The organism is Mycobacterium sp. E740 (genome assembly GCF_001672895.1).
Taxonomy (GTDB): Bacteria; Actinomycetota; Actinomycetes; order Mycobacteriales; family Mycobacteriaceae; genus Mycobacterium.
In genome coordinates this window covers 40,018-65,180 of the sequence record NZ_LZKP01000157.1, presented here as the reverse complement: position 1 = coordinate 65,180, position 25,163 = coordinate 40,018, and the positions used below count along the sequence as shown (strand labels likewise).

General features: G+C 67.1%; 19 protein-coding genes, 1 tRNA gene and 1 pseudogene. 16 read left to right on the top strand and 5 right to left on the bottom strand.

The annotated features are described in order from the left end of the window. Positions 1-144: 144 nt before the first annotated feature. A tRNA-Leu gene (locus A5663_RS14980) sits at positions 145-218 on the top strand. Between the two features lie 261 nt (positions 219-479). Here A5663_RS14980 and A5663_RS14975 read toward each other — a convergent pair. Then, positions 480-848 (bottom strand): STAS/SEC14 domain-containing protein, encoded by a 369-nt coding sequence (locus A5663_RS14975; protein ID WP_068150521.1) that lies wholly within the window; start codon positions 846-848, stop codon positions 480-482. A 181-nt stretch (positions 849-1,029) separates the two neighbouring features. Between A5663_RS14975 and A5663_RS23595 the strand changes: the two genes are divergently transcribed. Genes A5663_RS23595 through A5663_RS14945 form a run of 7 tightly spaced genes read left to right on the top strand, consistent with a single transcriptional unit; the run spans position 1,030 to position 9,130 of the window. Beyond that, positions 1,030-1,128, top strand: coding sequence for a potassium ABC transporter ATPase (locus A5663_RS23595; RefSeq protein ID WP_231976792.1), 99 nt, complete (start codon positions 1,030-1,032; stop codon positions 1,126-1,128). Continuing rightward, on the top strand, positions 1,125-1,214 hold the full coding sequence (locus A5663_RS23590) for a potassium-transporting ATPase subunit F (RefSeq protein ID WP_068150420.1): 90 nt from the start codon (positions 1,125-1,127) through the stop codon (positions 1,212-1,214). The genes A5663_RS23595 and A5663_RS23590 overlap by 4 nt, the downstream gene beginning before the upstream one ends. Further along, positions 1,214-2,884: a potassium-transporting ATPase subunit KdpA gene (gene kdpA / locus A5663_RS14965; protein ID WP_068150417.1), complete on the top strand. Its 1,671-nt coding sequence runs from the start codon at positions 1,214-1,216 to the stop codon at positions 2,882-2,884. The genes A5663_RS23590 and kdpA overlap by 1 nt, the downstream gene beginning before the upstream one ends. Positions 2,885-2,886: 2 nt before the next feature. After that, the gene (gene kdpB / locus A5663_RS14960) at positions 2,887-5,037 is read left to right on the top strand and encodes a potassium-transporting ATPase subunit KdpB (RefSeq protein ID WP_068150415.1); all 2,151 of its coding nucleotides are present in this window, start codon (positions 2,887-2,889) and stop codon (positions 5,035-5,037) included. Position 5,038: 1 nt separating this feature from the next. Then, complete coding sequence (locus A5663_RS14955) at positions 5,039-5,911, top strand: potassium-transporting ATPase subunit C (protein ID WP_068150411.1); 873 nt, start codon at positions 5,039-5,041, stop codon at positions 5,909-5,911. Next, a complete protein-coding gene (locus A5663_RS14950; RefSeq protein WP_068150408.1) occupies positions 5,904-8,441 on the top strand; it encodes a sensor histidine kinase KdpD in 2,538 nt (845 codons plus the stop codon). Before A5663_RS14955 ends, A5663_RS14950 begins: the two co-directional genes overlap by 8 nt. An 11-nt stretch (positions 8,442-8,452) precedes the next feature. Next, a complete protein-coding gene (locus A5663_RS14945; protein ID WP_197503413.1) occupies positions 8,453-9,130 on the top strand; it encodes a response regulator in 678 nt (225 codons plus the stop codon). Positions 9,131-9,179: 49 nt separating this feature from the next. On the opposite strand, the gene A5663_RS14940 is transcribed toward A5663_RS14945, so the two are convergent. The 4 genes from A5663_RS14940 to A5663_RS14925 all read right to left on the bottom strand — a co-directional run bounded on the left by A5663_RS14940 (position 9,180) and on the right by A5663_RS14925 (position 13,889). Continuing rightward, positions 9,180-10,775 (bottom strand): NAD(P)/FAD-dependent oxidoreductase, encoded by a 1,596-nt coding sequence (locus tag A5663_RS14940; protein ID WP_068150404.1) that lies wholly within the window; start codon positions 10,773-10,775, stop codon positions 9,180-9,182. Then, positions 10,772-11,548 carry an SDR family oxidoreductase gene (locus A5663_RS14935; protein ID WP_068150401.1) on the bottom strand — a complete coding sequence of 259 codons (777 nt, stop codon included), beginning with the start codon at positions 11,546-11,548 and terminating at the stop codon, positions 10,772-10,774. The genes A5663_RS14940 and A5663_RS14935 overlap by 4 nt, the downstream gene beginning before the upstream one ends. Positions 11,549-11,576: 28 nt before the next feature. Continuing rightward, complete coding sequence (locus A5663_RS14930) at positions 11,577-12,953, bottom strand: HNH endonuclease signature motif containing protein (RefSeq protein ID WP_068150398.1); 1,377 nt, start codon at positions 12,951-12,953, stop codon at positions 11,577-11,579. Positions 12,954-13,028: 75 nt separating this feature from the next. After that, the gene (locus A5663_RS14925; protein WP_068150393.1) at positions 13,029-13,889 is read right to left on the bottom strand and encodes an alpha/beta fold hydrolase; all 861 of its coding nucleotides are present in this window, start codon (positions 13,887-13,889) and stop codon (positions 13,029-13,031) included. Between the two features lie 34 nt (positions 13,890-13,923). Here A5663_RS14925 and A5663_RS14920 point away from each other — a divergent pair, with 34 nt between their 5' ends. The 8 genes and pseudogenes from A5663_RS14920 to narI form a co-directional block, all read left to right on the top strand. After that, entirely contained in the window at positions 13,924-15,804 is a 1,881-nt protein-coding gene (locus tag A5663_RS14920; protein ID WP_068150388.1) for a propionyl-CoA synthetase, read from the top strand. A 269-nt stretch (positions 15,805-16,073) separates the two neighbouring features. Further along, on the top strand, positions 16,074-16,559 hold the full coding sequence (locus A5663_RS14915) for a DUF4383 domain-containing protein (protein ID WP_068150384.1): 486 nt from the start codon (positions 16,074-16,076) through the stop codon (positions 16,557-16,559). Positions 16,560-16,640: 81 nt separating this feature from the next. Continuing rightward, on the top strand, positions 16,641-17,063 hold the full coding sequence (locus tag A5663_RS14910; RefSeq protein WP_068150381.1) for a DUF4383 domain-containing protein: 423 nt from the start codon (positions 16,641-16,643) through the stop codon (positions 17,061-17,063). Between the two features lie 158 nt (positions 17,064-17,221). After that, entirely contained in the window at positions 17,222-18,430 is a 1,209-nt protein-coding gene (locus tag A5663_RS14905; protein WP_156744494.1) for a NarK/NasA family nitrate transporter, read from the top strand. Further along, positions 18,427-22,116 carry a nitrate reductase subunit alpha gene (locus A5663_RS14900; protein WP_068150375.1) on the top strand — a complete coding sequence of 1,230 codons (3,690 nt, stop codon included), beginning with the start codon at positions 18,427-18,429 and terminating at the stop codon, positions 22,114-22,116. Before A5663_RS14905 ends, A5663_RS14900 begins: the two co-directional genes overlap by 4 nt. After that, positions 22,113-23,777, top strand: coding sequence for a nitrate reductase subunit beta (gene narH, locus A5663_RS14895; protein ID WP_068150372.1), 1,665 nt, complete (start codon positions 22,113-22,115; stop codon positions 23,775-23,777). The genes A5663_RS14900 and narH overlap by 4 nt, the downstream gene beginning before the upstream one ends. Beyond that, on the top strand, positions 23,777-24,430 hold the full coding sequence (gene narJ, locus A5663_RS14890; RefSeq protein ID WP_068150369.1) for a nitrate reductase molybdenum cofactor assembly chaperone: 654 nt from the start codon (positions 23,777-23,779) through the stop codon (positions 24,428-24,430). Before narH ends, narJ begins: the two co-directional genes overlap by 1 nt. After that, positions 24,429-25,163 (top strand): annotated as a pseudogene (gene narI / locus A5663_RS14885) (respiratory nitrate reductase subunit gamma); the annotation flags it as partial. The gene narJ and the pseudogene narI, both read left to right, overlap by 2 nt.

The following is a 25,163-nucleotide window of genomic DNA, read 5'->3' as shown; positions in this document are numbered from 1 at the left end:
TATCGTCGCTCTAATCCCAGTTCTGAAGCTAATTCAGTACCTGTGGCGACGGTTCGGACCAAAAAAGGAGCCGATCTATCTCGTACCGACCTATGACCCGCGGCGATAGATTGCTACAGGCGAACAGCTAGGCTTATCGCTGCTGCCCCCGTAGTCCAATCGGTAGAGACACGACACTTAAAATGTTGCCAGTGTGGGTTCGAGTCCCACCGGGGGTACGTCAAGCCGTCCGCCCAATGTATCAAATCCTTGTCAACGAGCAGCCCTGAGAAGCTTTGCGCCGCTGGTGATCTGCGGAAATGCTGAAAATCTATGACTGTTCTTGAGTCCGCGGCCTCTGCCAATTGGGCTATGGGGCTTTGAAGCTCAGCATGCCGATCAGCACGCTACCCAATCCGCCGAGTGTTGGGTTGTCCGACGCCCAAGCCGATAAAGCGTCGGTCAACCCAACACTCGGGCCCGGTTCGGACCCGGCGTCCTCAGCCGGCCGCCCACTCCTTCGCTCGATCGAGCTCATCGAGCCCGAACAGCGCAATCTCGCCCGGCACCATCCACGCCAGCGCGTGCAACGCGTGGCTGACCCATTCGTGATCGGTCACGACCGCGATCCGTTTGAACGCCGAGTGGTGCTGAAACACCGCGCCCAGTCCGATCTTCAGATCCTCGACCAGTCCCCCGCGCCCGAACCCTTCGTAGTCGTCCGCGATCACCTCGACGATGCGGATCTCCCCGGCGTCGATCATCTCGTCCATCGCCGGTTTGAACTCCCGCAACTCGTCGCCGCTGATCCTCCCGGACACGCGAAAACCCGTCACGCCCGCCGGCATGTCCGACAGCACTTCGATCATCGAACCCACCTTTCATAGCCGTTGCTTCACCGTACTGCGGCACGGCAACAGAAGCCGTAAAGGTGTGAACCGTCGGCGTTAAGAAACCGTCAACGACCCTCGTCGCGGGCACCGCCGAGGTCTAGCTTCAGCTTGGCCCTCACAGAGGGGGCCTCGGATCCGGTGCCACGACCGCGAATTCATGAAAGGAGACGAGATGGGTGTCCTGATGTTCGTCGCGCTGACAGTGCTCTTCTTCGCCGTCCTCGGACTCACCCAGAAGCTGGTCGAGCGACTGTGAGTCACGAGAACCTCGTCGGCATCGTGCTCGCTGTCCTGACCGCCGGCTTCCTGTTCACCGCTCTGCTGTTCCCGGAGCGATTCTGATGACCGACACCACCGCTGGGCTTCTGTTCCTCTTGTCACTGGTCGTCGCGCTGGCGGCCGTTCACGTTCCGCTCGGCGACTACATGTACCGCGTCTACAGCACCGACCGCCACCTGCGCGGCGAGCGGTGGATCTACCGGCTGATCGGCGCCGACCCCGGAAGCGAGCAGAACTGGGGTGCTTACGCCCGCAGCGTGCTCGCCTTCTCCGCAATCGGCATCCTCGCGCTGTTCGCCTTCCAGTTGATCCAAGGCAGACTTCCGCTGCACCTCGACGACCCGGCGACCCCGATGACACCGGCACTCGCATGGAACACCGCCGTCAGCTTCGTCACCAATACCAACTGGCAGGCCTATTCGGGCGAGTCCACCCAAGGACACCTGGTCCAGATGGCGGGCTTGGCCGTGCAGAACTTCGTCTCCGCGGCCGTCGGCATGGCCGTCGCGATGGCGTTCGTACGAGGACTTTCGCGACGCAGCACCGCCTACCTCGGCAACTTCTGGGTGGACCTGGTGCGCGGCACAATTCGCGTACTGCTTCCCATCTCGGTCGTCGGCGCCGTCGTCCTCGTCGTCGGCGGGGTAATCCAGAACTTTGACCTGCATACCCAAGTGGTGAGCACGCTCGGGGGCGCCCAGCAGACCATCCTTGGCGGGTCCGTCGCCAGTCAGGAAGTCATCAAGCTGCTCGGCACCAACGGCGGCGGATTCTTCAACGCCAACTCCGCGCACCCGTTCGAGAATCCGACCGCCTGGACCAACTGGGTGCAGATCTTCTTGATCCTGCTCATCCCGTTCTCGCTGCCGCGCACCTTCGGCCGCATGGTCGACAGCAAGAAGCAGGGCTACGCGATCGTCGCCGCGATGGGAATCATCGCGACCCTCAGCGTCAGCCTGATGATGGTGTTCCAGCTCCAGGCCCACGGCACGGTTCCCACCTCGGTCGGCTCCGCGATGGAAGGCGTCGAACAGCGTTTGGGCGTGGCGAATTCGGCCGTGTTCGCCGCGGCGACCACCTTGACCTCCACCGGTGCAGTCGACTCGTTCCACGACTCGTACACCAGCCTCGGCGGCATGGTCACGATGTTCAACATGCAGCTCGGCGAGGTCGCTCCCGGCGGTGTCGGCGCCGGCCTCTACGGTATGTTGATCCTGGCGATCATCACCGTTTTCGTCGCCGGTCTCATGGTGGGACGCACACCCGAATACCTCGGCAAGAAGATCACCCCTCGCGAGATCAAGCTCGCCGCAACCTATTTCCTCATCACACCGCTGATCGTGCTGACCGGAACCGCACTCGCCATGGCAATGCCCGGCCAACGGGCCGGCATGCTGAACACCGGACCGCACGGGCTGTCAGAAGTGCTCTACGCGTTCACATCCGCGGCGAACAACAACGGCTCGGCGTTCGCCGGTCTGGCCGTCAACACAGAGTGGTACAACACCGCACTCGGAACAGCGATGCTGTTCGGCCGGTTCCTGCCCATCATCTTCGTGCTCGCCCTCGCCGGAGCGCTGGCCGAGAAGGGCACGACGCCGGAGTCGATCGGCACGCTGCCCACGCACCGACCGCAGTTCGTCGGCATGGTCACCGGCGTGACACTGATTCTGGTCGCTCTCACCTTCCTGCCGATGCTCGCGCTCGGCCCGCTTGCCGAAGGAATCCACTGATCATGGCTGCCACGACAGTTGAACGAAACCCTGAACGCACACAACCCGTCTCGCCAAGCCGGGGCGGACTGCTCGACCCGAAGCTGCTGTGGGCGTCGATGCCCGAGGCACTGCGCAAGCTGAACCCGCGCACCCTGTGGCGTAACCCGGTGATGTTGGTCGTTGAGGTCGGCGCGGCATGGAGTACGGTTCTCGCCATTGCCCACTCCTCGTGGTTCGCATGGTCGATCGTGTGCTGGCTGTGGCTGACGGTGATCTTCGCCAACCTCGCCGAAGCCGTCGCCGAGGGGCGCGGCAAGGCACAGGCCGACTCCCTGCGCAAGGCGAAGACGGCCGCGACGGCGCGGCGGCTCATCGACTGGCGGGCCGGCCTGCCCGGCCGCGAGGAAGAGCTCGCCGCCACCCTGCTGCAACCGGGCGACATCGTCGTCGTCGAGGCCGGACAGGTCGTCCCCGGTGACGGTGACGTGGTGGAAGGCATTGCTTCCGTTGACGAATCCGCCATCACCGGCGAATCGGCGCCGGTCATCCGGGAATCCGGCGGGGACCGCTCGGCCGTCACCGGCGGTACGACCGTGCTGTCGGACCGAATAATCGTCAGGATCACCCAGAAGCAGGGCGAGAGCTTCATCGACCGGATGATCGCGCTCGTCGAGGGCGCCAACCGGCAGAAGACGCCCAACGAGATCGCGCTCAACATCCTGCTCGCCGCGCTCACGATCATCTTCGTGTTCGCTGTCGCGACGCTGCAACCGCTGGCCATCTACTCCAAGACAAACAACCCCGGCGTGCCGGACTCGTTGGCGCTGAATGCAAGCGGCGTGAGCGGCATCGTCATGGTCGCCCTGGTCGTCTGCCTGATCCCGACGACGATCGGGGCGCTGCTCTCGGCGATCGGCATTGCCGGCATGGATCGGCTGGTGCAACGCAACGTACTCGCCATGTCCGGCCGCGCCGTCGAAGCGGCCGGTGATGTCAACACATTGCTGCTGGACAAAACCGGCACCATCACGCTGGGCAACCGGGAGGCCTCCGGATTCATACCCATGAGCGGCGTGTCGGAAGAAGTGCTGGCCGACGCGGCGCAATTGTCCAGCCTCGCCGACGAGACACCCGAAGGCCGATCAGTCGTCGTCTTCGCCAAGCAGCGCTACGGCCTTCGGGCCCGCCCCGCAAGGGAACTCGAGAGCGCACACTGGGTGCAGTTCAGCGCCACCACCCGCATGTCCGGTGTGGACCTTCCCGACGGGCGAAAGTTGCGCAAGGGCGCAGCCAGTTCCATCGCAGAGTGGGTCCGCAACGAAGGTGGACGGACACCTGCCGAATTGGGAGACGTCGTCGACGCCATTTCGGCCGGCGGTGGCACGCCGCTGGTAGTCGGCGAAGTCGTCGAGGAGAACGGTGTCCGCACCGCAGGGGTGTTGGGCGTCGTTCACCTCAAGGACGTCGTCAAGGACGGGATGCGGGAACGCTTCGACGAGATGCGCCGGATGGGCATCCGCACCGTGATGATCACCGGCGACAATCCCTTGACCGCCAAGGCTATTGCCGACGAGGCCGGAGTCGACGACTTCCTGGCCGAGGCCACCCCCGAAGACAAGATGGCCCTGATCAAGCGGGAACAGGCCGGCGGCAAGCTCGTGGCCATGACCGGTGACGGCACCAACGACGCGCCCGCGCTGGCGCAGGCTGATATCGGCGTGGCCATGAACACCGGAACATCGGCCGCCAAGGAAGCCGGCAACATGGTGGACCTGGACTCGGACCCGACCAAGCTCATCGAGATCGTCGAGATCGGAAAGCAATTGCTGATCACCCGTGGCTCGCTGACGACGTTCTCGATCGCCAACGACGTCGCGAAGTACTTCGCGATCATCCCCGCATTGTTCGTGAGCCTGTTCCCCGGCCTGGACCTGCTCAACGTCATGCGGTTGCACAGCCCGCAGTCGGCGATCCTGTCCGCGGTGATCTTCAACGCGATCGTCATCGTCGCGCTGATCCCCCTGGCATTGCGCGGCGTACGCTACACGCCGAGCAACGCCTCGAAGCTGTTGAGCCGCAACCTCTGCATCTACGGCCTCGGCGGCATCGTCGCGCCGTTCATCGGCATCAAGCTCATCGACCTTGTGATCAAGCTCCTGCCGGGGATGTGACATGAAATTCTCGTATGTGGTTCGGCAACACTGGGCGGCGCTGCGCGCGTTGCTCGTGCTCACCGTCATCGTGGGCATCGCCTATCCCGTCTTCGTCTGGCTTGTGGCACAGTCGCCCGGCCTGCGTGAGAACGCCAACGGCTCGATCACAGTCGTCGACGGAAAGGCGTTGGGCAGCAGGCTGATCGGCCAGGCGTTCACCGACGGCCAAGGCAACGCGCTGCCGAAGTACTTCCAGAGCAGGCCGTCCGCGGCCGGTGCCGGCTACGACCCCATGGCGTCCGGTGCGAGCAACCTCGGGCCGGAGAGCATCGTCGACACGCCCGGCAAGCCGAGCCTGCTCACCCTGGTCTGCCGGCGCAGCGCCGCGGTGGGCCAGCTGGAAGGGGTCGACGGTCGCCGGCCCTTCTGCACCGGAGGCGGTGTCGGCGCGGTGTTGTCGGTGATCGGTCCGCGCGACTCACGCGGAAACGTCGTGACGCCGACGCGAGTGGTCAGCGTCAACGAACCGTGCACCACGACGCCCACGCCGTTCCTGAACGCCTACGAGGGCGTTCGCGTGGAGTGCGCCAAGTCCCAGGAGGACTACGGCATCGGGCAGATCGTCCCCATCCGCGGTGACGCTCGTGTCGATCCCGCGGTGCCTGCGGATGCGGTCACGTCGAGCGGCAGCGGACTGGACCCGCACATCTCCATCGCCTACGCCGAGCTGCAGGTGGCCCGGGTGGCGAAAACGCGCGGCGTGAGCGCCGACGTGGTCCGGCGGGTGGTGGCCGAACACACCGACGCGCGCGTCCTCGGCTTCTTGGGCGAGCCCGAAGTGAACGTGCTCGAACTCAACATCGCGCTCGACAAGCTGGCCGCGGGTGGATGATGGGCATGTGACCGACCAGCCCGGCAGGAAGCGCGGTGAGCTGCGCATCTACCTGGGCGCGGCGCCGGGTGTCGGTAAGACCTTCGCGATGCTGGGCGAGGCACATCGCCGCTTGGAGCGAGGCACCGACCTGGTCGCCGCGGTGGTGGAGACGCATGGCCGCAGCAAGACCGCCGATCAACTGGCGGGCATCGAGACGATCCCGCCGAGGCTGATCGAATACCGCGGCCGACAGTTCGCCGAGCTCGACGTCGAAGCGGTGCTCGAACGCGACCCAGAGGTGGTGCTCGTCGACGAACTGGCCCACACCAACACGCCCGGGAGCAAGAACCCGAAACGCTGGCAGGACGTCGAGGAACTGCTGGAGGCGGGTATCACCGTGATAACCACGGTCAACGTCCAGCACCTGGAGAGCATGAACGACGTCGTCGAGCAGATCACCGGCATCGAGCAGAAGGAGAAGATCCCCGACGAGATCGTGCGCGCCGCCGATCAGGTGGAACTCGTGGACATCACCCCGGAAGCGTTGCGCCGCAGGCTGGCCCATGGAAACGTCTACGCGCCCGAACGCGTCGATGCGGCGCTGTCGAACTACTTCCGCCGCGGCAACCTCACCGCGCTGAGGGAGTTGGCGCTGCTGTGGCTCGCCGACCAGGTCGACGCCGCGTTGGAGAAGTACCGCGAGGAGAATCGGATCACCGCGACGTGGGAGGCGCGGGAACGCGTCGTCGTCGCCGTCACCGGTGGCCCCGAGTCGGAAACGTTGGTGCGCAGGGCGTCTCGGATCGCCTCCAAGGCCAGCGCCGACCTGCTGGTCGTGCACGTCGTCCGTGGCGACGGCCTCACGGGTGCCTCCGCTCCTCGGATGGGCCGCGTGCGTGAGTTGGTCGGCAGCCTCGGCGCGACGCTACACACGGTCGTCGGTGACGATGTGCCCACCGCGCTGCTGGACTTCGCCCGGGACGAGAACGCCACCCAACTGGTGATCGGCACCTCGCGACGGTCGCGGTGGGCCAGGATGTTCGACGAGGGAATCGGCGCGAAGGTCGTTGCCCGGTCGGGCTCGATCGACGTGCACATGGTGACCCATCCCGAAGCGCGTCAGCACTCGTTGCGGTCGGCTGTCTCACCGCGCCGCCATCACATCGCGTCCTGGGCGGCAGCGCTCATCGTCCCGTCGGCGGTGTGTGCGCTGCTGGTCCTTGCTCTCGACCCGGTCCTCGACGTCGGAGGCAAGAGCGCCCTGTTCTTCGTCGGCGTTCTGGTGGTCGCGCTGTTCGGAGGTGTTGCACCTGCAGCACTTTCGGCAGTGTTGTCCGGACTGCTGCTCAACTACTTCCTGATCGAGCCGCGTCACACCTTCACGATCGCGCAGCCCGACAACGCGATCACCACCGTGGTGCTCCTCGCGGTGGCGGTCGCGGTCGCCGCCTTGGTGGACAACGCCGCCAACCGCACCCGCGAGGCGCGCCGAGCGGCACAGGAAGCAGAACTGCTTGCACTGTTCGCAGGTGCGGTGCTGCGCGGCGCCGATCTCGGCGCGCTGCTGGAACGGGTGCGCGAGACATACTCGCAACGTTCGGTCAGCCTGTTGCGCATAGACGAAACGAACTCGGCCGGCAACGTCGTCGCGTGTGTCGGCAGCGATCCGTGCGTGGAAGTGAGCACCGCCGACACGGCGATCGACGTCGGCGACGACGAGTTCTGGATGCTGATGACCGGCCGCAAACTGCCGGCCCGCGACCGCAGGGTATTGGCCGCCGTCGCGAAACAGGCTGCGGGACTGGTCAAGCAGCGCGAGCTGACCGAAGAAGCGAGCCGGGCCGAGGCGATCGCCCAGGCCGACGACTTGCGGCGCTCACTGCTGTCCGCGGTGAGCCACGACCTGCGCACGCCGCTGGCCGCGGCCAAGGCCGCGGTGTCCAGCCTGCGCAGCCACGATGTCGACTTCTCCGTAGAGGACACCGCCGAACTGCTGGCCACGATCGAGGAGTCGGTCGACCAGTTGACCGCGGTGGTGGGCAACCTGCTCGACTCGTCGCGGCTGGCCGCAGGAGTGCTCAAACCCGAGCTGAGCCCCGTCTACCTCGAGGAGACGGTGCAGCGCGCACTGCTGGGGATCAGCAAGGGCGCGACCGGGTTCCGGCGTCGCGGACTGGACCGGGTCAAGGTCGAGGTCGGTGACGCCGTCGCGCAGGGCGACGCCGGCCTGCTGGAACGCGTGCTGGCCAACCTGATCGACAATGCGCTGCGCTACGCGCCCGATGGGCCCATTCGGATATCGGCGGGCCGCGTCGGTGACAAAGTGCTGCTCGCTGTCGTCGACGAGGGGCCAGGCGTTCCGCGGGGCACTGCGGACAGACTGTTCGCGCCGTTTCAGCGGCTCGGGGATCACGACACCAGTGTCGGTCTCGGTCTCGGGCTGTCGGTTGCCCGCGGCTTCGTCGAGGCGATGGGAGGAACGATCGCCGCGACCGACACGCCCGGTGGTGGTCTGACTGTCGAAATCGAGCTGGCGGCGCCGTCGTGACGCCCGCCAGGATTCGAGTGCTCGTCATCGACGACGAGCCGCAGCTACTGCGGGCCTTGCGCATCAACCTGTCGGTGCGGGGCTACGAGGTGTTCACCGCGGCGAGTGGCGCCGAAGCTCTCCAGACCGCCGCCGATCACCGGCCCGATGTGATCATCCTCGATCTCGGGCTGCCCGACATGTCCGGCATCGAGGTGCTCGAAGGGCTCCGCGGCTGGCTCACCGCGCCGGTGATCGTGCTGTCGGCGCGCACCGACTCCTCCGACAAGGTGGAAGCGCTCGACGCCGGTGCCGACGACTACGTGACGAAACCCTTCGGCATGGACGAGTTCCTGGCCCGGCTGCGGGCCGCTGTGCGGCGCGGTTCGGCGGCGACCGCGACCGACGAGCCGGTGGTCGAGACGTCGTCGTTCACGGTCGACCTCGCCGCCAAGCGGGTGATCAAGCACGGTGCCGAGGTGCACCTGACGCCCACCGAGTGGGGGATGCTCGAGATGCTGGTGCGTAATCGCGGCAAGCTGGTGGGCCGCGAGGAGCTCCTCAAGGAGGTGTGGGGACCGGCCTACGCCAAGGAGACCCACTATCTGCGGGTCTATCTGGCGCAGCTACGGCGCAAGCTCGAAGACGACCCGTCACACCCCGTGCACCTGCTGACCGAAGCCGGCATGGGTTACCGATTCCAACAGTGAGCATCGTGGTCAAGTACGGATGTCCAGCAGGTTCTTGTCGCTCACCGGTTCATCGCGTCAGCAGCGACAGGACCGCGCGGTTGAGCTGACGCCGAGGCCAACCCAGCCGCCCCGCACCCGCGAGTGCGGCACGCGCGGCGTTGCGTCCGCAGACACCGTGCACTCCCCCGCCCGGCGACGCACCGGCGCTGCCGAGATACACGTTCTCGATCGGCGTTTCGGCGCCGCCGAAGCCGGGAAACGGCCGGAAGATCAACTGCTGGAACAACTGCGACGTACCGCCGTTGACCGCACCGGCGTGCAGGTTGGCGTCGCTGGCCTCGAGGTCCGACGGCCGCTGGATCGTCTTGCCCACGATGTGGTCTCCGAATCCGGGCGCATGCTTCTCCAAAACCATGTCCACGGCGACGGACAGCTGATCGGCGGATGCGTCGTCGGCGACACCGCGCGGCAGATGCGTATACGCCCAGGCGCTTTCGGTGCCTTCGGGCGAGCGGGTCGGATCGGACGTCGTCATCTGGCCGAACAGCATGAACGGGTGCAGCGGCACGGTGCCGGTGTTCAGGTCGGCCATCCACCGGATCAGCCCGTCGTGGTCCGCGCCGATGTGCACGGTTCCGGCTTCACTGAGGCTCTTGGAACGCCACGGGATCGGCGCGTCCAGCGCGTAGTTGATCTTCAACACCGGTGTGTCCCAGACGAAGCGGTCGATGCTCTCCAGCACGGACTTGGGAAGTTCGTGGGCGGGGAGCAGCCGGCCGTAGAGCATCGGCGCCGAGGTGTCGGCGATCACCGCCCGGCGCACCCGCACGGCTTCGCCGCCGGCCGTGCGAACGGACACCGCGCGGCGGCCGCGGACGTCGATGCCGTCGACCTGCTGCCCGCACCGGATCTGGGCGCCCGCCGACGTGGCCCGGTTCACCAGCGCCGCCGCCAGCTGCCCGGCACCGCCGACCGGGACGGGGAAACCCCCGTCCTGGGCCATCATGATCAGCATGTAACCCATGACGCCGCTGCCTGGGGCATCAATCGGAACGTCGGCGTGCATTGCGTTGCCCAACAACAACAGTCGCGCGGCCTCGCCGTCGAACAGGTTCTCGGCCATCACGCCGGCGGGCAGCAGCATCAGGTGCGCCAACCGCAGCGCCTCGGCGGTCCCCAGCTCGCGGAGCAGGCCGACCGCTCCGCGCATCGGCGGAAACGGTGCGAACAACGTCTCCAGTAGCGGCTCTTTGATGCGCTGCCACTGGGTGAACAGCTCACGCCAGCGCGCCCCGTCACCTGGCGTCCGCCGCTCGAGATCTTCTGCGGTGCGGTCGATGTCGCGCCAGATCAGCGGCGCGTCGTCGTCGTCGGCCGAGCGCGCGTGGCCAACGACAGCGGGTGAGTGCGACCAGCGCAGCCCGTGGTCTTCGAGATGCAGCGCCGTCAGGGCCGGAGACGTGACCGACAGTGGATAGAACGCGCTGTACAGGTCGCTGACGTAACCGGGGAACAGTTCGGCGCTCTTCACCGCGCCGCCTGGCTGCTGCTGTGCTTCCAGGACGAGCACGTCCCAGCCCGCGTCGGCGAGCATCGCGGCGGCGACCAGACCATTGTGGCCGGCTCCGATCACCACTGCGTCAGCGGTCGGTGGGAGACTCACCTCGAGATCAGCCTGTTCGAGATCGCCTTCACGGAGTCCGGGAGCACGCGACTCACGAGGCCCATTCCCTTTGAAAGCGGCGACGCGGCAACGACTTTCTTCTTGCCGCCCATCAGCGCGTCGTACCCCTGCTTGGCGACCTTGTCGGCGTCGTCTTTCGGCATCCGGCCCACGAGCGTGTCCAACATGCCGGCGCGACGGAAGAAGTTGGTGTCGGTCGGCCCCGGCATCAACGCTGTGACCATGACGTCGGTGTCGCGCAGCTCGTCCTGCAGCGCCTCAGCCAGCGACTGCACGAACGACTTCGACGCGTTGTAGATCGTCTGGTACGAGCCCGGCATCACCGCCACGACGGATGAGGTGAACAGCACCTTGCCGGAGTTCGCGTTCACCATGTCGGTGAGCACGCGCTTGGCCAGCTGGGTGGTTCCCCGGACATTGAGGTCGATGATGTTGAAATCCTCTTCGAGCGTCCGGTCGACGAAGCGGCCGCCGCCGCCGGTGCCGGCGTTCAGTGCAACCGCGTCCAACCGGCGACCGTTTTCGGTGGCGGTGCGGTAGAGCCGGTCGACGTCGTCCTCCTTGCGAAGGTCGGCCCGTACCGCGCGGACTTCGCAGCCGTTCGTCGCGAGCTTCTCGGCGCTGGCGTGGATGGCGTCACTGTCAGCCGCCACGACGAGGTCGTAGCCGTCGTCGGCGAACAGCTTCGCCAACTCGAACCCGATTCCGCTCGAGGCGCCGGTGACGAGCGCGAGTGGTCGTGCCTGTGCCATGGTGGCGGGCTACCCGACGCGGCAAGCGTCAAACGCCGCCGCTCTCGTCCCCGTCGTCGGGAGCCAGGTAGCGCTGGGGGTGGTGGTAGTTGTTGACTCGGGCCTGGCCGGTGTCGAGTTGCGGTGGCGGTAGCCATTCGGTGCGGCCGTCTTCGCGTTTTCGGGTCCGCCACCCGCCGGGCTTCACGCGGCGATTGTCGGGCCCGCACGCCAGTGTCAGCTCGGTGATGTCAGTCCGGCCGCCCGCAGCCCAGTCCTCGCTCGCGTGATGCACCTGGCACTGATAGGCGGGCGCCGTACATCCCGGGCGGGTGCACCCGCGGTCCCTGGCATACAACACGATCCGCTGCGCTCTGTTCGCCAAGCGTTTGGTCCGACCGAGGTACAGCGGCTCTTCGGTGTGTTTGTCGAACACCGCCAGATAGTGATGCGCGGCCGCCGCCTGGCGAATCACTTCGCTCATCGGCACCAAGCTGCCGCCGCCGGTGATGCCGTGGCCGGTCCCGGCTTCGAGTTCCTGCAAGGTGGCGGTGATGACGATCGTGGCCGGCAACCCGTTGTGCGAACCCAACTGCCCGGAGGCCAAGAGCGCACGGCACATCGCGTTCAACGCATCATGATTGCGCTGCCCGACCGAGCGCACGTCCGACTGAACGGCCTCAGCCGAGGGCTCACCGTCCACGCACGGGATCTCGTCGTCGGGGTTGTTCCTCCCCGGGGCGGCGGCCTTGGCCAGCATGGCTTCGAGCGCCGCACCGGTCGCCGGATCGAGCAGTCCACGCACCTCGCGCATGCCGTCGCTCTGCTGCGGTCCAAACTTCAGCCACCGCTTACGCGCGCGCAGCTCATCGGAGAAGTCACCGTCCTGATCCAATAGGTGAGCCAACCGTGTGGCGGCCTGGCGCAACTCCTCGGGCGTGTGGCGGGCCGCGATCTCGGCCAGGTGCGCCTCCGCGGCCTCGCGTACGTCAAATCCGACTGACGCGGGCACCTGCTTGTCGAAGAAATTGCGGATGACCCGCACGTGTTCCACACCGATCTCACCACGCGCCTGCGCGGCCGCGGTCTGCGCGAGCACCGGTTCCAGCACTTCACCGGTCATCGCGCGGCGCGGCGCCAACTCGTGTGCCTCCTTGACCCGCTTGGCGGCATCGGTCTTGGAGATTCGCAGCAACACCGTCAACGCCGCGGCAGTGCTGGGCTCACCCAGCTCGGCCACCGGCGCCCGCTCGAGCGCGGCGACCATCCGGTGCCCCAGCGCGGCCTGCGCGCGCGTGAAGCTCTCCCACTGGGCGGTCACCGCGAACTGCTCGGCGGTGCTCAGCGCATCGAACGACTCGGACAGCAAGGCACCCAGCTCAGCGGACATGTCCGCGATGCGTGCACTGATCCGGTCCAACGACATACCCGAACACTAGTTCGAGTCACCGACAAGTCCACCCGCATGTGTGACCACTGAAACCAAAGAGGCACAAGGGGTTTAGCGGCGCGTCTCCTCCGCCAAGGCGATCAGCTTCGCGCGCACCAGATCCGGTCGCTCGTCGACGACGAAATGGCTGGCGTCGACCGCGTCGAGTTGGTAGTCGTCCGCGTCGGCCGTCTCCTCCGCGGCGAGCGACGGATGGACCGCGGTGTCGCGGAGCCCGAACAGGCACCGGATCGGCACCGTCGCCCGCGGCGGAGGCGGGCCGAAGCCTGCGGCGGGCAGCTCGCTCAGCAGGAAGCTGCGGTACGCGTCCCTGCCGGCGCGCGCGACCACCGGGTCCCGGAAGCGGTCCACGTAGACCCTGGCGGTCTCGGGGTCCAGCTCAGACGCGATCCTGAACGCCAGTGCCACGAAGGGGGTGTGCCGCTGCACCGGCACGCCGAAGGTCGCCATCGGCACCTGGTACCAGAACCGCCACAGGTGCGGGGCCACGACGCGGGGCCTCACCCAGGGGTGTGCCATGTTCATCGGCAGATAGCCGTCGAAGCGCTGCGGCTCCGACAACACCATGCGGTATCCGGCATAGGCACCCCAGTCATGGCCGACCAGCAACACGCGCTCGAGGCCGAGCGCATCGAGGAGCGCCAGCACGTCGGCGGCCACGTCGTCCTTCTTCCACCGGTGCGGCGCGGGCCCGGACCAGCCGAAGCCGGGCAGGTCCGGGGCGATGATGCGCAAGCCTTCGGGCGGATCGGCCAGCAGGTCCCGATACACCCAATGATGTTGCGGCCAGCCGTGCAACGCCACGACGGGACGCCCGTCGGCGGGACCGGCTTCGGTGACGTGGAAGTGCACGCCGCGGGCGTCGACGAAAGATCGCCGCGCCCCTTCGATCGGCGGGGGCGCAGAAGTCATAACGGGACTATAGGCGTCGCGCTACCGTTCCGATATGGCCGGATACCGAGCACTGTTCGACGCGAGCATCGCCGATCCGCAAGCATTCTGGGCAGACGCCGCGCACGCGGTGACCTGGATCCGCGAGCCGCAGCAGATCCTCGACGACTCCAACCCGCCGTTCTACCGCTGGTTCCCCGACGGGGAGCTGAACACGTGCGCCAACGCACTCGACCGGCACGTCGAAGACGGCCGCTCCGACCAGCCGGCGCTGATCTACGACTCGCCGGTCACCGGGTCCAAACGCACCTACACCTACCGCGAATTGCTCGACGAGACAGCCAGATTCGCCGGTGTGCTGCGAAATCTCGGCGTCGGCAAGGGCGACCGCGTCGTCATCTATCTGCCCATGGTGCCCGAAGCGGCGATAGCGATGCTGGCGTGCGCCCGGCTGGGTGCGATCCACTCGGTGGTGTTCGGCGGGTTCGCCGCACACGAACTCGCCGCGCGCATCGACGACGCCCGCCCCTCCGTCGTCGTCTCGGCGTCGTGCGGTGTCGAACCGACGCGCACCGTCGAATACAAGCCGATGCTCGACGCGGCACTGCAGATGGCCGAGCACCGAACCCCCAATTGCGTTGTCCTGCAGCGCGATCACCGGCACTGCGAGTTGATCCCGAACCGCGACCACGACTGGCAAGAGCTCATGGCCGACGCCGAGCCCGTCGGCCCGGTTCCGATGGCCGCCACCGATCCGCTGTACGTGCTCTACACCTCCGGCACCACGGGCAAACCCAAAGGCATTCTTCGGGACAACGGCGGGCATGCCGTTGCGCTGCTGTGGAGCATGCGCAACATCTACGACACCCATCCCGGCGACGTGTTCTGGGCGGCCTCCGACGTCGGTTGGGTGGTCGGCCATTCCTACATCGTCTACGGACCGCTGCTGCTGGGTGCGACGACGGTGCTCTACGAAGGCAAACCCGTTGGCACGCCGGATGCCGGGGCGTTCTGGCGCGTCGCCGCCGAGCATCGAGTCAAGGCGATGTTCACCGCACCGACCGCGATCCGGGCGATCAAGAAAGAGGACCCCGACGGCGTCCACGTCGGCAAGCACGACCTGTCCGCGCTGCGGTATCTGTTCCAGGCCGGCGAACGCCTCGACCCCGGCACGTACCACTGGGCTTCGGAGAAACTCGGCGTCCCCGTCGTCGACCACTGGTGGCAGACGGAGACGGGCTGGTCGATCGCGGCCAACCCGATGGGCCTTGAGCCGCAACACATCAAGCCGGGATCGGCAGCGGTGGCGATGCCTGGCTACGACGTCCGGATCCTGCACCCGGACGGCTCGGAGTGCCGGCCGAACGAAGAGGGATCGATCTGCGTGCGACTGCCGCTGCCGCCGGGCACGCTGCCGACACTGTGGGGCGACGACGACCGCTACGTCGCCTCCTATCTGTCGGCGTTCCCCGGCTATTACCTCACTGGCGACGGCGGATACGTCGACGAAGACGGCTTGCTGTTCGTGATGGGACGGACCGATGACGTGATCAACGTCGCCGGGCACCGGCTGTCGACGGGATCGATCGAGGCGGTACTGGCGGCCCATCCGGCGGTCGCCGAGTGCGCGGTCATCGGCGTGAGCGACGAGATCAAAGGCCAGGTGCCCCGGGGCTTCGTCGTGCTCAAGGCCGGTGCTCAGGTTGACGGGTTGGCCGGGGAACTCGTCGAGGCGGTGCGCGAGAACATCGGCGCGGTGGCATCTCTGAAGATCGTCGACATCGTGCCGGCGCTACCGAAGACCCGCTCCGGCAAGATCCTGCGCAAGACGATGCGCGGCATCGCCGAAGGACGTGACGAACCGGTCCCGTCGACGATCGAGGACCCGACGGTGCTCGATGCGCTCAAGCCGATCCTGCAGGGCGGCCCCGCTTGAGGCGCCCGCAGACATCGTCATATCGGCATATATTCGATGTCACGCCCGTGAATTCGCCGACGTGCCACGGACGTCACAACCAAGGGAGTTGATCTGCGATGGGTACACCAGCGGTCAGAACCAAGAGCGGCTGCACCTGCCACTGTCACAAGTGCGACCAAGGCCATCACTGCGGCAACCCGCCCAACTGCTACATCAAGAAGTAACACTTCACGTTTGCATCATCTTTCCCCGGGTAGTTCTCGGCTCACCCGAGGAAAGGAACAACCATGGTCAGCAGTCACCCGCCGGGTCGCACCGCGGCGTCACGATACGACGCACCCATTCAGAAGGCGGCACTGGCCGTCGGCGCGGTATTCCTGCTCGTCGGCATCCTGGGCTTCATCCCGGGTATCACGACGAACTACGACACCATGACCTTCGCCAGCCACCACTCGGACGCTCACCTGCTCGGCATCTTCAACGTCTCGATCCTGCACAACATCGTGCATCTCGCGTTCGGCGTGGCCGGCCTGCTGATGGCCCGGACGTTCAACGGCGCCCGGAACTTCCTGATCGGTGGCGGCATCATCTACGTGGTCCTGGTGATCTACGGCATCGTCATCAACTACGACAGCGCGGCGAACTTCGTGCCGGTCAACACCGCCGACAACTGGCTGCACCTGGCGCTCGCGATCGGCATGATCGGCCTGGGCGTGTTGCTGTCACGTCGGGTCGGCGATACGAATGCGCGACTGAACCGCAACACCCGCTGACGCCGACGACGCCCGGTTAGCGGCCGCGCTCGAGGGGTATCACCTGCGCATACGTCAATAACGACGGGGGCGGAGGCGAGGATGGCGAAGGCCCCGAAGTACATGGCCGTGCAGGCCGCGGCGCTGTTCATGGGTCCGGTGTTGATCGCGCTCGGTGTGCTCGGGTTCGTCCCGGGCGTCACGCACAACTACGACCGCCTGGCGTGGGTCGGCCACGAATCCGGCGCCAGCCTGTTCGGCGTGTTCGCGGTGTCCGGCGTGTACAACACGGTCAACGTGGTGATCGGCGTGCTCGGGCTGGTGATGGCCCGCTCGTACGCGGCGGCGCGGGCCTACTTCCTCGGCGGCGGCCTGGTGTACGTCGTGCTGTGGGCGCACGCGATGGCCGTGGCGCGCGCGTTCGAGTGGATGCCGTTCGCGTTCGCCGTGATCATGATCATCCTCGGGTTGACCCTGGCCGGGCAGCGCGACCCGACCAGACGCCGCCGCAGGATTCGCGCCTGAACGCAGCTGCGCGAAACCTCAAGTGAACGGCCGGGATTGACGGGCGCGAGCCGGCACCATGCCCGCGCTCTTCGCGATGTCCGCTGTGTCCCAGCGCTTTACCCCAAAGCAGCGCGAGCGTTTGAAACACGTGGTTGTCTGGATAGGTGGACTCGACGATGGTGGAGGAAACCGGCGCTCGACGCAATGTGAACCTGGCTCTGGCCACCTGGGTTTCCGCGATCAACTTCTGGGCCTGGAACATGATCGGCCCGCTGTCGACCACATACGCGGGCGACTTGTCGCTGAGCAGTGCCGACGCCTCGATGTTGGTGGCGACGCCGATCCTGGTCGGCGCGCTCGGCCGAATCGTGGTCGGTTCGCTGACCGACCGCTTCGGTGGTCGGGCCATGTTCATCGCAATCTCGGTGATCTCGATCGTGCCCGTGCTCGCGGTCGGCGCCGCCGGCTCGGCCGGGTCCTATCCGATGCTGCTGGTGTGCGGGTTCTTCCTGGGCATCGCCGGCACCATCTTCGCCGTCGGCATCCCGTTCGCGAACAACTGGTTCGACGCGTCGCGTCGCGGCTTCGCCACCGGCGTGTTCGGGATGGGCATGGTGGGCACGGCGCTGTCGGCGTTCTTCACGCCCAGGTTCGTTCGTTGGTTCGGGTTGTTCCCGACACACGTGATCATCGCTGTCGCGTTGGCGCTCACCGCCGTTTCCTGCATGTTGTTCATGCGCAACTCGCCGGTGTTCACCCCGAACACCGACCGGGTGCTGCCCAAGCTGAAGTCCGCCGCGAAACTGCGCGTCACGTGGGAGATGTCGTTCCTCTACGCGATCGTGTTCGGCGGCTTCGTGGCGTTCAGCAACTACCTGCCGACCTACATCAAGACGATCTACGGTTTCTCGGCCGTCGATGCGGGGGCGCGGACGGCCGGTTTCGCGCTGGCCGCGGTGCTCGCCCGACCGGTGGGCGGCGCGCTCGCGGACCGCTTCGCACCGAAGTACGTGGTGCTGGCGTCGTTCGGGGGCACCGCGCTGATGGCGCTCGTGGCCATGCTGCAGCCGCCGCCGGACGTGTTGTCGGCGGCCACGTTCATCACGCTCGCCGTGTTCCTCGGGATCGGCACCGGTGGCGTGTTCGCCTGGGTGGCGCGTCGGTCACCGCCGAAGTCAGTCGGATCGGTCACCGGAATCGTCTCGGCAGCAGGAGGTTTGGGCGGCTACTTCCCGCCGCTCGTGATGGGTTCGACATATGACCCGGTCGAGAACGACTACTCCGTCGGGCTGATCCTGTTGGTGGCGACCGCGCTGGTCGCGTTGGCCTACACCGCCTTGCGGCTGCACGCCCACGAGCCGCAACCCCAGGAGGCACCGAAGTGACCAGCACGCCGCCCCACATCGGCGGACGCATCGAGGAACTGCTCGAACGCAGCGGCCGCTTCTTCACGCCCGGTGAGGCGTCCGACGACGGGCGCACCGTGCACCGCCGCGGCGGGCGCGAAGGCGACATCTTCTACCGCGACCGGTGGAGCCACGACAAGGTGGTCCGCTCCACCCATGGCGTGAACTGCACCGGGTCGTGCTCGTGGAAGATCTACGTCAAGGACGGCATCATCACCTGGGAGACACAGGAGACCGACTATCCGTCGGTCGGCCCGGACCGCCCGGAATACGAACCGCGCGGTTGTCCGCGCGGCGCCGCCTTCTCCTGGTACACCTACTCGCCGACGCGGGTGCGTTACCCGTACGCGCGCGGTGAGCTCGTGCGGATGTACCGCGAGGCCAAGGCGCGGCTGAAGGATCCGGTGTTCGCGTGGGCCGACATCCAGGCCGATCCCGAGCGCCGCAGGCGCTATCAACAGGCCAGGGGCAAGGGCGGCCTGGTCCGGGTGAGCTGGGCCGAGGCCACCGAGATGATCGCGGCGGCCCACGTGCACACGATCAAGCAGTACGGGCCGGACCGCGTGGCGGGCTTCTCGCCGATCCCGGCGATGTCGATGGTGTCGTTCGCCGCAGGCTCCCGGTTCATCGAGCTGCTGGGCGGCGTGATGACGTCGTTCTACGACTGGTACGCCGACCTTCCGGTCGCCTCGCCCCAAGTGTTCGGCGACCAGACCGACGTGCCGGAGTCCGGTGACTGGTGGGACGCGTCGTACCTGATGATGTGGGGCTCCAACGTGCCGGTGACACGCACGCCGGACGCGCACTGGATGACCGAGGTGCGCTACCGCGGGACCAAGGTCGTCAGCGTCAGCCCCGACTACGCCGACAACACCAAGTTCGCCGACGAGTGGATGCCGTGCGCGGCCGGCACCGACGGTGCGCTGGCCATGGCGATGGGCCACGTGGTGCTCTCGGAATTCTTTGTCAAGCAACGGGTTCCGTTCTTCGTCGACTATGTGCGAAAGTTCACCGACCTGCCGTTCCTGGTCAAGCTCGAGGAGCGTGACGGCATGCTCGTCGCGGGCAAGAACCTCACCGCGGCCGACCTGGGGCACGACACGGAGAACGCGGCGTTCAAACCGGTGCTGCTCGACGGCGCCACCGACACGGTCGCGGTGCCGCACGGCTCCCTGGGTTTCCGCTTCGGCGACGACGGTGTCACCAAGTGGAACCTCGAGCTCGGTGACCTGGTGCCGGCGTTGACGGTGCTGCACCCCTCCGGCGGTGAGACGGCGGAGGTCACGTTCCCGCGCTTCGACACCGTCGACGGCCACGGCGAGACGTTGGTCCGTGGGGTTCCGGTGCGACGCATCGGTGAGCATCTGGTGTGCACCGTGTTCGACCTCATGCTCGCGCAGTACGGTGTGGCGCGCCCCGGGCTGCCGGGCGACTGGCCCACGGGCTATGACGATCCATCCCGGCCGTACACCCCGGCGTGGCAGGAGCAGATTACCGGAGTGGCTGCGGCACAGGCGATCCGGATCGCCAAGGAGTTCGCGCGCAACGCCGAGGAGTCCAACGGCCGGTCGATGATCATCATGGGCGCCGGGATCTGCCAGTGGTTCCACGGCGACGCCACCTACCGCGCGGTGCTCGCGCTGGTGTTGCTCACCGGTGCCATGGGCCGCAACGGCGGCGGTTGGGCGCACTACGTAGGGCAGGAGAAGTGCCGTCCGGTGACGGGCTGGTCGGCGTTGGCGATGGGTACCGACTGGTCGCGTCCGCCGCGCCAGATGCCCGGCACCTCCTACTGGTACGTCCACACCGACCAGTGGCGCTACGACGGCTACCGGGCCGACGCGCTGTCGAGTCCGCACGGCCGCGGCCGGTTCCGGGACCGCCACACCATGGATGTCCTCGCCTCGTCGACAGCGATGGGCTGGAGCCCGTTCTATCCGCAGTTCGACCGCTCGAGCCTGGACGTCGCCGACGACGCCCGCGAAGCCGGGCAGGACGTCGCCACCTACGTCACCGAACAACTCGCCGCGGGGGAACTCAAGCTGGCCGTCACCGATCCCGACAACCCGGCGAACTGGCCGCGGGTGCTGTCGGTGTGGCGGGCCAACCTCCTCGGTTCGTCGAGCAAAGGCAACGAGTACTTCCTGCGACACCTGCTGGGTACCGACTCCAATCTGCAGGCCGCGCCGACTCCGGAGTCGTTGCGGCCCAACGACATCGCGTGGACGACGGATATCCCGGAGGGCAAGCTCGACCTGCTCATGTCGATCGACTTCCGGATGACCTCCACCACGCTGCTCTCCGACGTGGTGCTGCCCGCGGCCACCTGGTACGAGAAGCACGACCTGTCGAGCACCGACATGCACCCGTACGTGCACGCGTTCAACCCGGCCGTCGACCCGCCGTGGGAGACCCATTCCGATTTCGAGGCGTTCGGTGCCATCGCCCGGGCGTTCAGCTCGCTGGCGGCCAAGCATCTCGGGGTGCGCAATGACGTGGTGCTCGGGGCGCTGCAACACGACACGGCCGGCGCGATGGCGTATCGCGGTGGAGTCGAGAACGATTGGCGTGCCACCGGGCAGACACCGGCGCCGGGAAAGACGATGGGCCCACTGGCTGTGGTGGAACGCGACTATCCGGCGGTCGCCGAGAAGTGGGCGACCTTGGGACCGCTCGTGGAGCGCCTCGGCCTGACGACCAAGGGCATCACCTTCCACCCCGACAAGGAAGTCGAGGAGCTGGCTGCCAAGTTCGGCGTGATGAACTCCGGTCGCGCACAGGGCCGCCCGGCGATCAACACCGCCGAGCGGATGGCCGAGGCGATCCTGGCGCTGTCCGGCACGACCAATGGCCGGCTGGCCGTGCAGGGGTTCCGCGAGCTGGAGCGACGCACCGGCCGGCGACTGGTGCATCTGGCCGAGGGCAGCGAGGAACGCCGGATCACGTTCGCCGACACCCAGGCCCGGCCCGTTCCCGTGATCACCAGCCCCGAGTGGTCCGGCAGCGAGACCGGCGGCCGCCGGTATGCCCCGTTCACCGTCAACATCGAGGAACTCAAACCGTTCCACACGCTGACCGGCCGCATGCACTTCTACCTCGACCACGACTGGCTCGAGGAACTCGGCGAGCAGCTGCCGATCTACCGTCCGCCGCTGGACATGTCGCGGTTGTTCGGCGCGGCCGCGGTCGGTGCGCACGACGGGGTGGCGCTGACCGTGCGCTACCTGACCCCGCACTCGAAGTGGTCGATCCACTCCGAGTACCAGGACAACCTGTTCATGTTGTCGTTGTCGCGCGGCGGCCCGACCATGTGGATGAGCCCGGTGGACGCCGCGAAGATCTCGGTGCGCGACAACGACTGGGTCGAGGCGGTGAACCGCAACGGCGTGCTGGTGTGCCGGGCGATCGTGTCGCACCGGATGCCCGAGGGCGTGGTGTTCGTCTACCACGCACAGGAGCGCACCATCGACGTGCCGCTGACCGAAACCACCGGCAAGCGCGGGGGCATCCACAACTCGCTGACCCGCCTGCTCATCAAGCCCAGTCACCTCGCCGGCGGCTACGCCCAGATGTCGTTCGCGTTCAACTATCTCGGCCCGACCGGCAACCAGCGCGACGAGGTGACCGTGGTGCGCCGGCGCAGCCAGGAGGTGAGCTACCAGTGAAAGTCATGGCGCAGATGGCGATGGTGATGAACCTCGACAAATGCATCGGCTGCCACACGTGTTCGGTGACGTGCAAACAAGCCTGGACCAACCGGCCGGGCACCGAGTACGTCTGGTTCAACAACGTCGAAACCCGTCCGGGAAAAGGCTATCCGCGCACCTATGAAGACCAGGAGCGGTGGCGCGGCGGCTGGGTCCGCGACAAGCGCGGCCGGCTACGGCTTCGCGACGGCGGCCGGCTGAGCAAGCTGCTGCGGATCTTCGCCAACCCGAAGATGCCGAGCATCAGCGACTACTACGAACCATGGACGTATGACTACGAGAACCTGACGAACGCGCCGTTGAGCGACCAGATGCCGGTTGCGCCGCCGCGCAGCCTGATCAGCGGTGAGCCGATGAAGGTCGAATGGTCGGCCAACTGGGACGACAGCCTCGGCGGCTCACCGGAGATCGTGCCGGGCGATCCGGTGCTGCAGAAGGTCAGTGAACAGGTCCGTCTCGAACTCGAGCAGACGTTCATGTTCTACCTGCCGCGCATCTGCGAACACTGCCTGAACCCGTCCTGCGTGGCGTCGTGCCCGTCGGGCGCGATGTACAAGCGCTCCGAGGACGGGATCGTGCTGGTCGACCAGGACCGCTGCCGCGGCTGGCGGATGTGCGTATCCGGATGTCCTTACAAGAAAGTGTATTTCAACCACAAGACCGGCAAGGCCGAGAAGTGCACGTTCTGCTATCCGCGCATCGAGGTCGGGTTGCCGACGGTGTGTTCGGAAACCTGCGTGGGCCGGTTGCGGTACCTGGGCCTGGTGCTCTACGACGTCGACCGGGTGCTGGAGGCGGCGTCGGTCGAGAACGACGCGGACCTGTACGAGGCGCAGAAGTCGATCATCCTCGACCCGCACGACCCGGCGGTGGTCGCCGGCGCCCGGTCCGAAGGCATCTCGGAGGAGTGGATCGAGGCCGCGCAGCACTCCCCGGTGTACGCGCTGATCCACCGCTATCAGGTTGCGCTGCCGCTGCATCCGGAGTACCGCACCATGCCGATGGTCTGGTACATCCCGCCGCTGTCGCCGGTGGTCGACGCGGTCGCCCGCGACGGCCACGACGGCGAGGAGTTGGGCAACCTGTTCGGCGCGCTCGACGCGCTGCGCATTCCGATCGAGTACCTCGCCGGGCTGTTCACCGCCGGCGACACCGCGGTGGTCGAGGGCGTGCTGCGCCGACTGGCCGCGATGCGCTCCTACATGCGCGACATCAGCCTCGGCCGGGAGACCCAGCCGCACATCCCGCAGGCCGTCGGGATGACCGAAGAGCAGATCTACGAGATGTACCGGCTGCTCGCGCTTGCGAAATACGAAGAGCGGTACGTCATTCCGACCGCGTACGTCGCCGATGCGCACGCACTCGAGGCGCAGGCGCTCGAGGAGCCGGGCTGCTCGCTGTCGTTCGAGGGCGGCCCGGGCATGTACGAGTCGGGCCCGTTCGGCGAGGCGAGCGGCGAGCCGGTCCCGGTGGCGGTGGAGAGCTTCCACGCGCTGCAGCACCGGCAGACCAGCGAGGGCATCGCCGTCACCGAGTCGCGCCCGTCGCGGGTCAACCTGCTCAACTGGGACGGCCGCGGCGAGCCCAGCGGAATCTTCCCCGCCCGGAGTCCGGAATAGTGAAACTACGCCGCTCTCAACGAGATTGTTCGCTCGAGCATCGGCTCGTGTGGCAGGCGGCCGCGTTGCTGCTGGCCTATCCGGATGACCAGTTGGCCGACCGGCTGGCGACGGTCGAGCAACTGCGCGGCCACCTCGCGGGCCGGCCGGCCGAGCTGCTCGACGCCACCGTCGCCGCGTTGCGGACCGCCGACCCGATGCGCGCGCAGATCGACTACGTCGACACCTTCGACCTCAAACGCCGCTGCACGATGTACCTGACCTACTGGACCGCCGGCGACACCCGCAACCGCGGCAACCACATGCTCGCGTTCGCGCGCGCCTACCGCGGGGCCGGTGTCGAGCCGCCGCAGCGCGAAGCGCCCGACTATCTGCCGGTGGTGCTCGAGTTCGCCGCCACCGTCGACCCCAGCGCGGGCCGACGGCTCCTCGCCGGGCACCGGGTGCCGATCGACTTGCTCCGCGACGCGCTGGAGCAGTCGCGGTCGCCGTACGCCAACGCGGTGGCCGCCGTCTGCGAGACGCTCCCGTCGCCCACCGACGCGGAGACCAAGCGGGCGCTGCAGCTTGCTGCGGCCGGCCCACCGACCGAATCGGTTGGGCTGCAACCATTCACATTGACGGTGCCGCCGCGACGGACCCAGGGAGTTTGAGATGTCGGGTTGGGAGATCTTCTGGGACGTCGTGCCGTACGTGACGCTCGCGATCGTCGCGGTCGGGATCTGGTGGCGGTACCGCTACGACAAGTTCGGCTGGACCACCCGCTCGTCGCAGCTCTACGAATCGCGGTTGCTGCGCATCGGCAGCCCGATGTTCCACTTCGGCATTTTGGTGGTGATCGTCGGGCACATCATCGGGTTGGTCATCCCCGAGTCGTGGACCGACGCGGTCGGGCTCAGCGACCACGCCTACCACGTACAGGCGATGGTGCTCGGCGCCATCGCCGGCATCACCACGCTGGTGGGCATCGCGCTGCTCGTCTTCCGTCGCCGCACCACGGGCCCGGTCTTTCTGGCCACCACCCTCAACGACAAGGTGATGTATCTGGTGCTGGTGCTGGCGATCGTCGCCGGGCTGGCGTGCACGCTGATCGGCGCGACGCCCGTCGGCGCCGAACACGACTACCGGCAGACCGTCTCGCCGTGGTTCCGGTCGATCTGGATCCTGCAACCGCGCGGCGACCTGATGGCGCAGGCGCCGCTGTGGTTCCACATCCACGTGATGATCGCGTTGACGTTGTTCTGCCTGTGGCCGTTCACGCGGCTGGTGCACGTGTTCAGCGCGCCGATCGGCTACCTGTTCCGGCCCTACATCGTCTATCGCAGCCGCGACGTCGTCGACCGGGGCGAGCTGGTCGGTTCGCGGCCGCACCGGCGCGGGTGGTGA

Coding starts and splice junctions, on each gene's coding strand:
- A5663_RS14915 (WP_068150384.1), top strand. CDS start 16,074: ATGGTCAGCAGTCACCCGCCGGGTCGCACCGCGGCGTCACGATACGAC.
- A5663_RS14930 (WP_068150398.1), bottom strand. CDS start 12,953: ATGTCGTTGGACCGGATCAGTGCACGCATCGCGGACATGTCCGCTGAG.
- A5663_RS14925 (WP_068150393.1), bottom strand. CDS start 13,889: ATGACTTCTGCGCCCCCGCCGATCGAAGGGGCGCGGCGATCTTTCGTC.
- A5663_RS14920 (WP_068150388.1), top strand. CDS start 13,924: ATGGCCGGATACCGAGCACTGTTCGACGCGAGCATCGCCGATCCGCAA.
- A5663_RS14975 (WP_068150521.1), bottom strand. CDS start 848: ATGATCGAAGTGCTGTCGGACATGCCGGCGGGCGTGACGGGTTTTCGC.
- A5663_RS23595 (WP_231976792.1), top strand. CDS start 1,030: ATGAAAGGAGACGAGATGGGTGTCCTGATGTTCGTCGCGCTGACAGTG.
- A5663_RS14910 (WP_068150381.1), top strand. CDS start 16,641: ATGGCGAAGGCCCCGAAGTACATGGCCGTGCAGGCCGCGGCGCTGTTC.
- A5663_RS14955 (WP_068150411.1), top strand. CDS start 5,039: ATGAAATTCTCGTATGTGGTTCGGCAACACTGGGCGGCGCTGCGCGCG.
- kdpA (WP_068150417.1), top strand. CDS start 1,214: ATGACCGACACCACCGCTGGGCTTCTGTTCCTCTTGTCACTGGTCGTC.
- A5663_RS14905 (WP_156744494.1), top strand. CDS start 17,222: ATGGTGGAGGAAACCGGCGCTCGACGCAATGTGAACCTGGCTCTGGCC.
- A5663_RS14935 (WP_068150401.1), bottom strand. CDS start 11,548: ATGGCACAGGCACGACCACTCGCGCTCGTCACCGGCGCCTCGAGCGGA.
- kdpB (WP_068150415.1), top strand. CDS start 2,887: ATGGCTGCCACGACAGTTGAACGAAACCCTGAACGCACACAACCCGTC.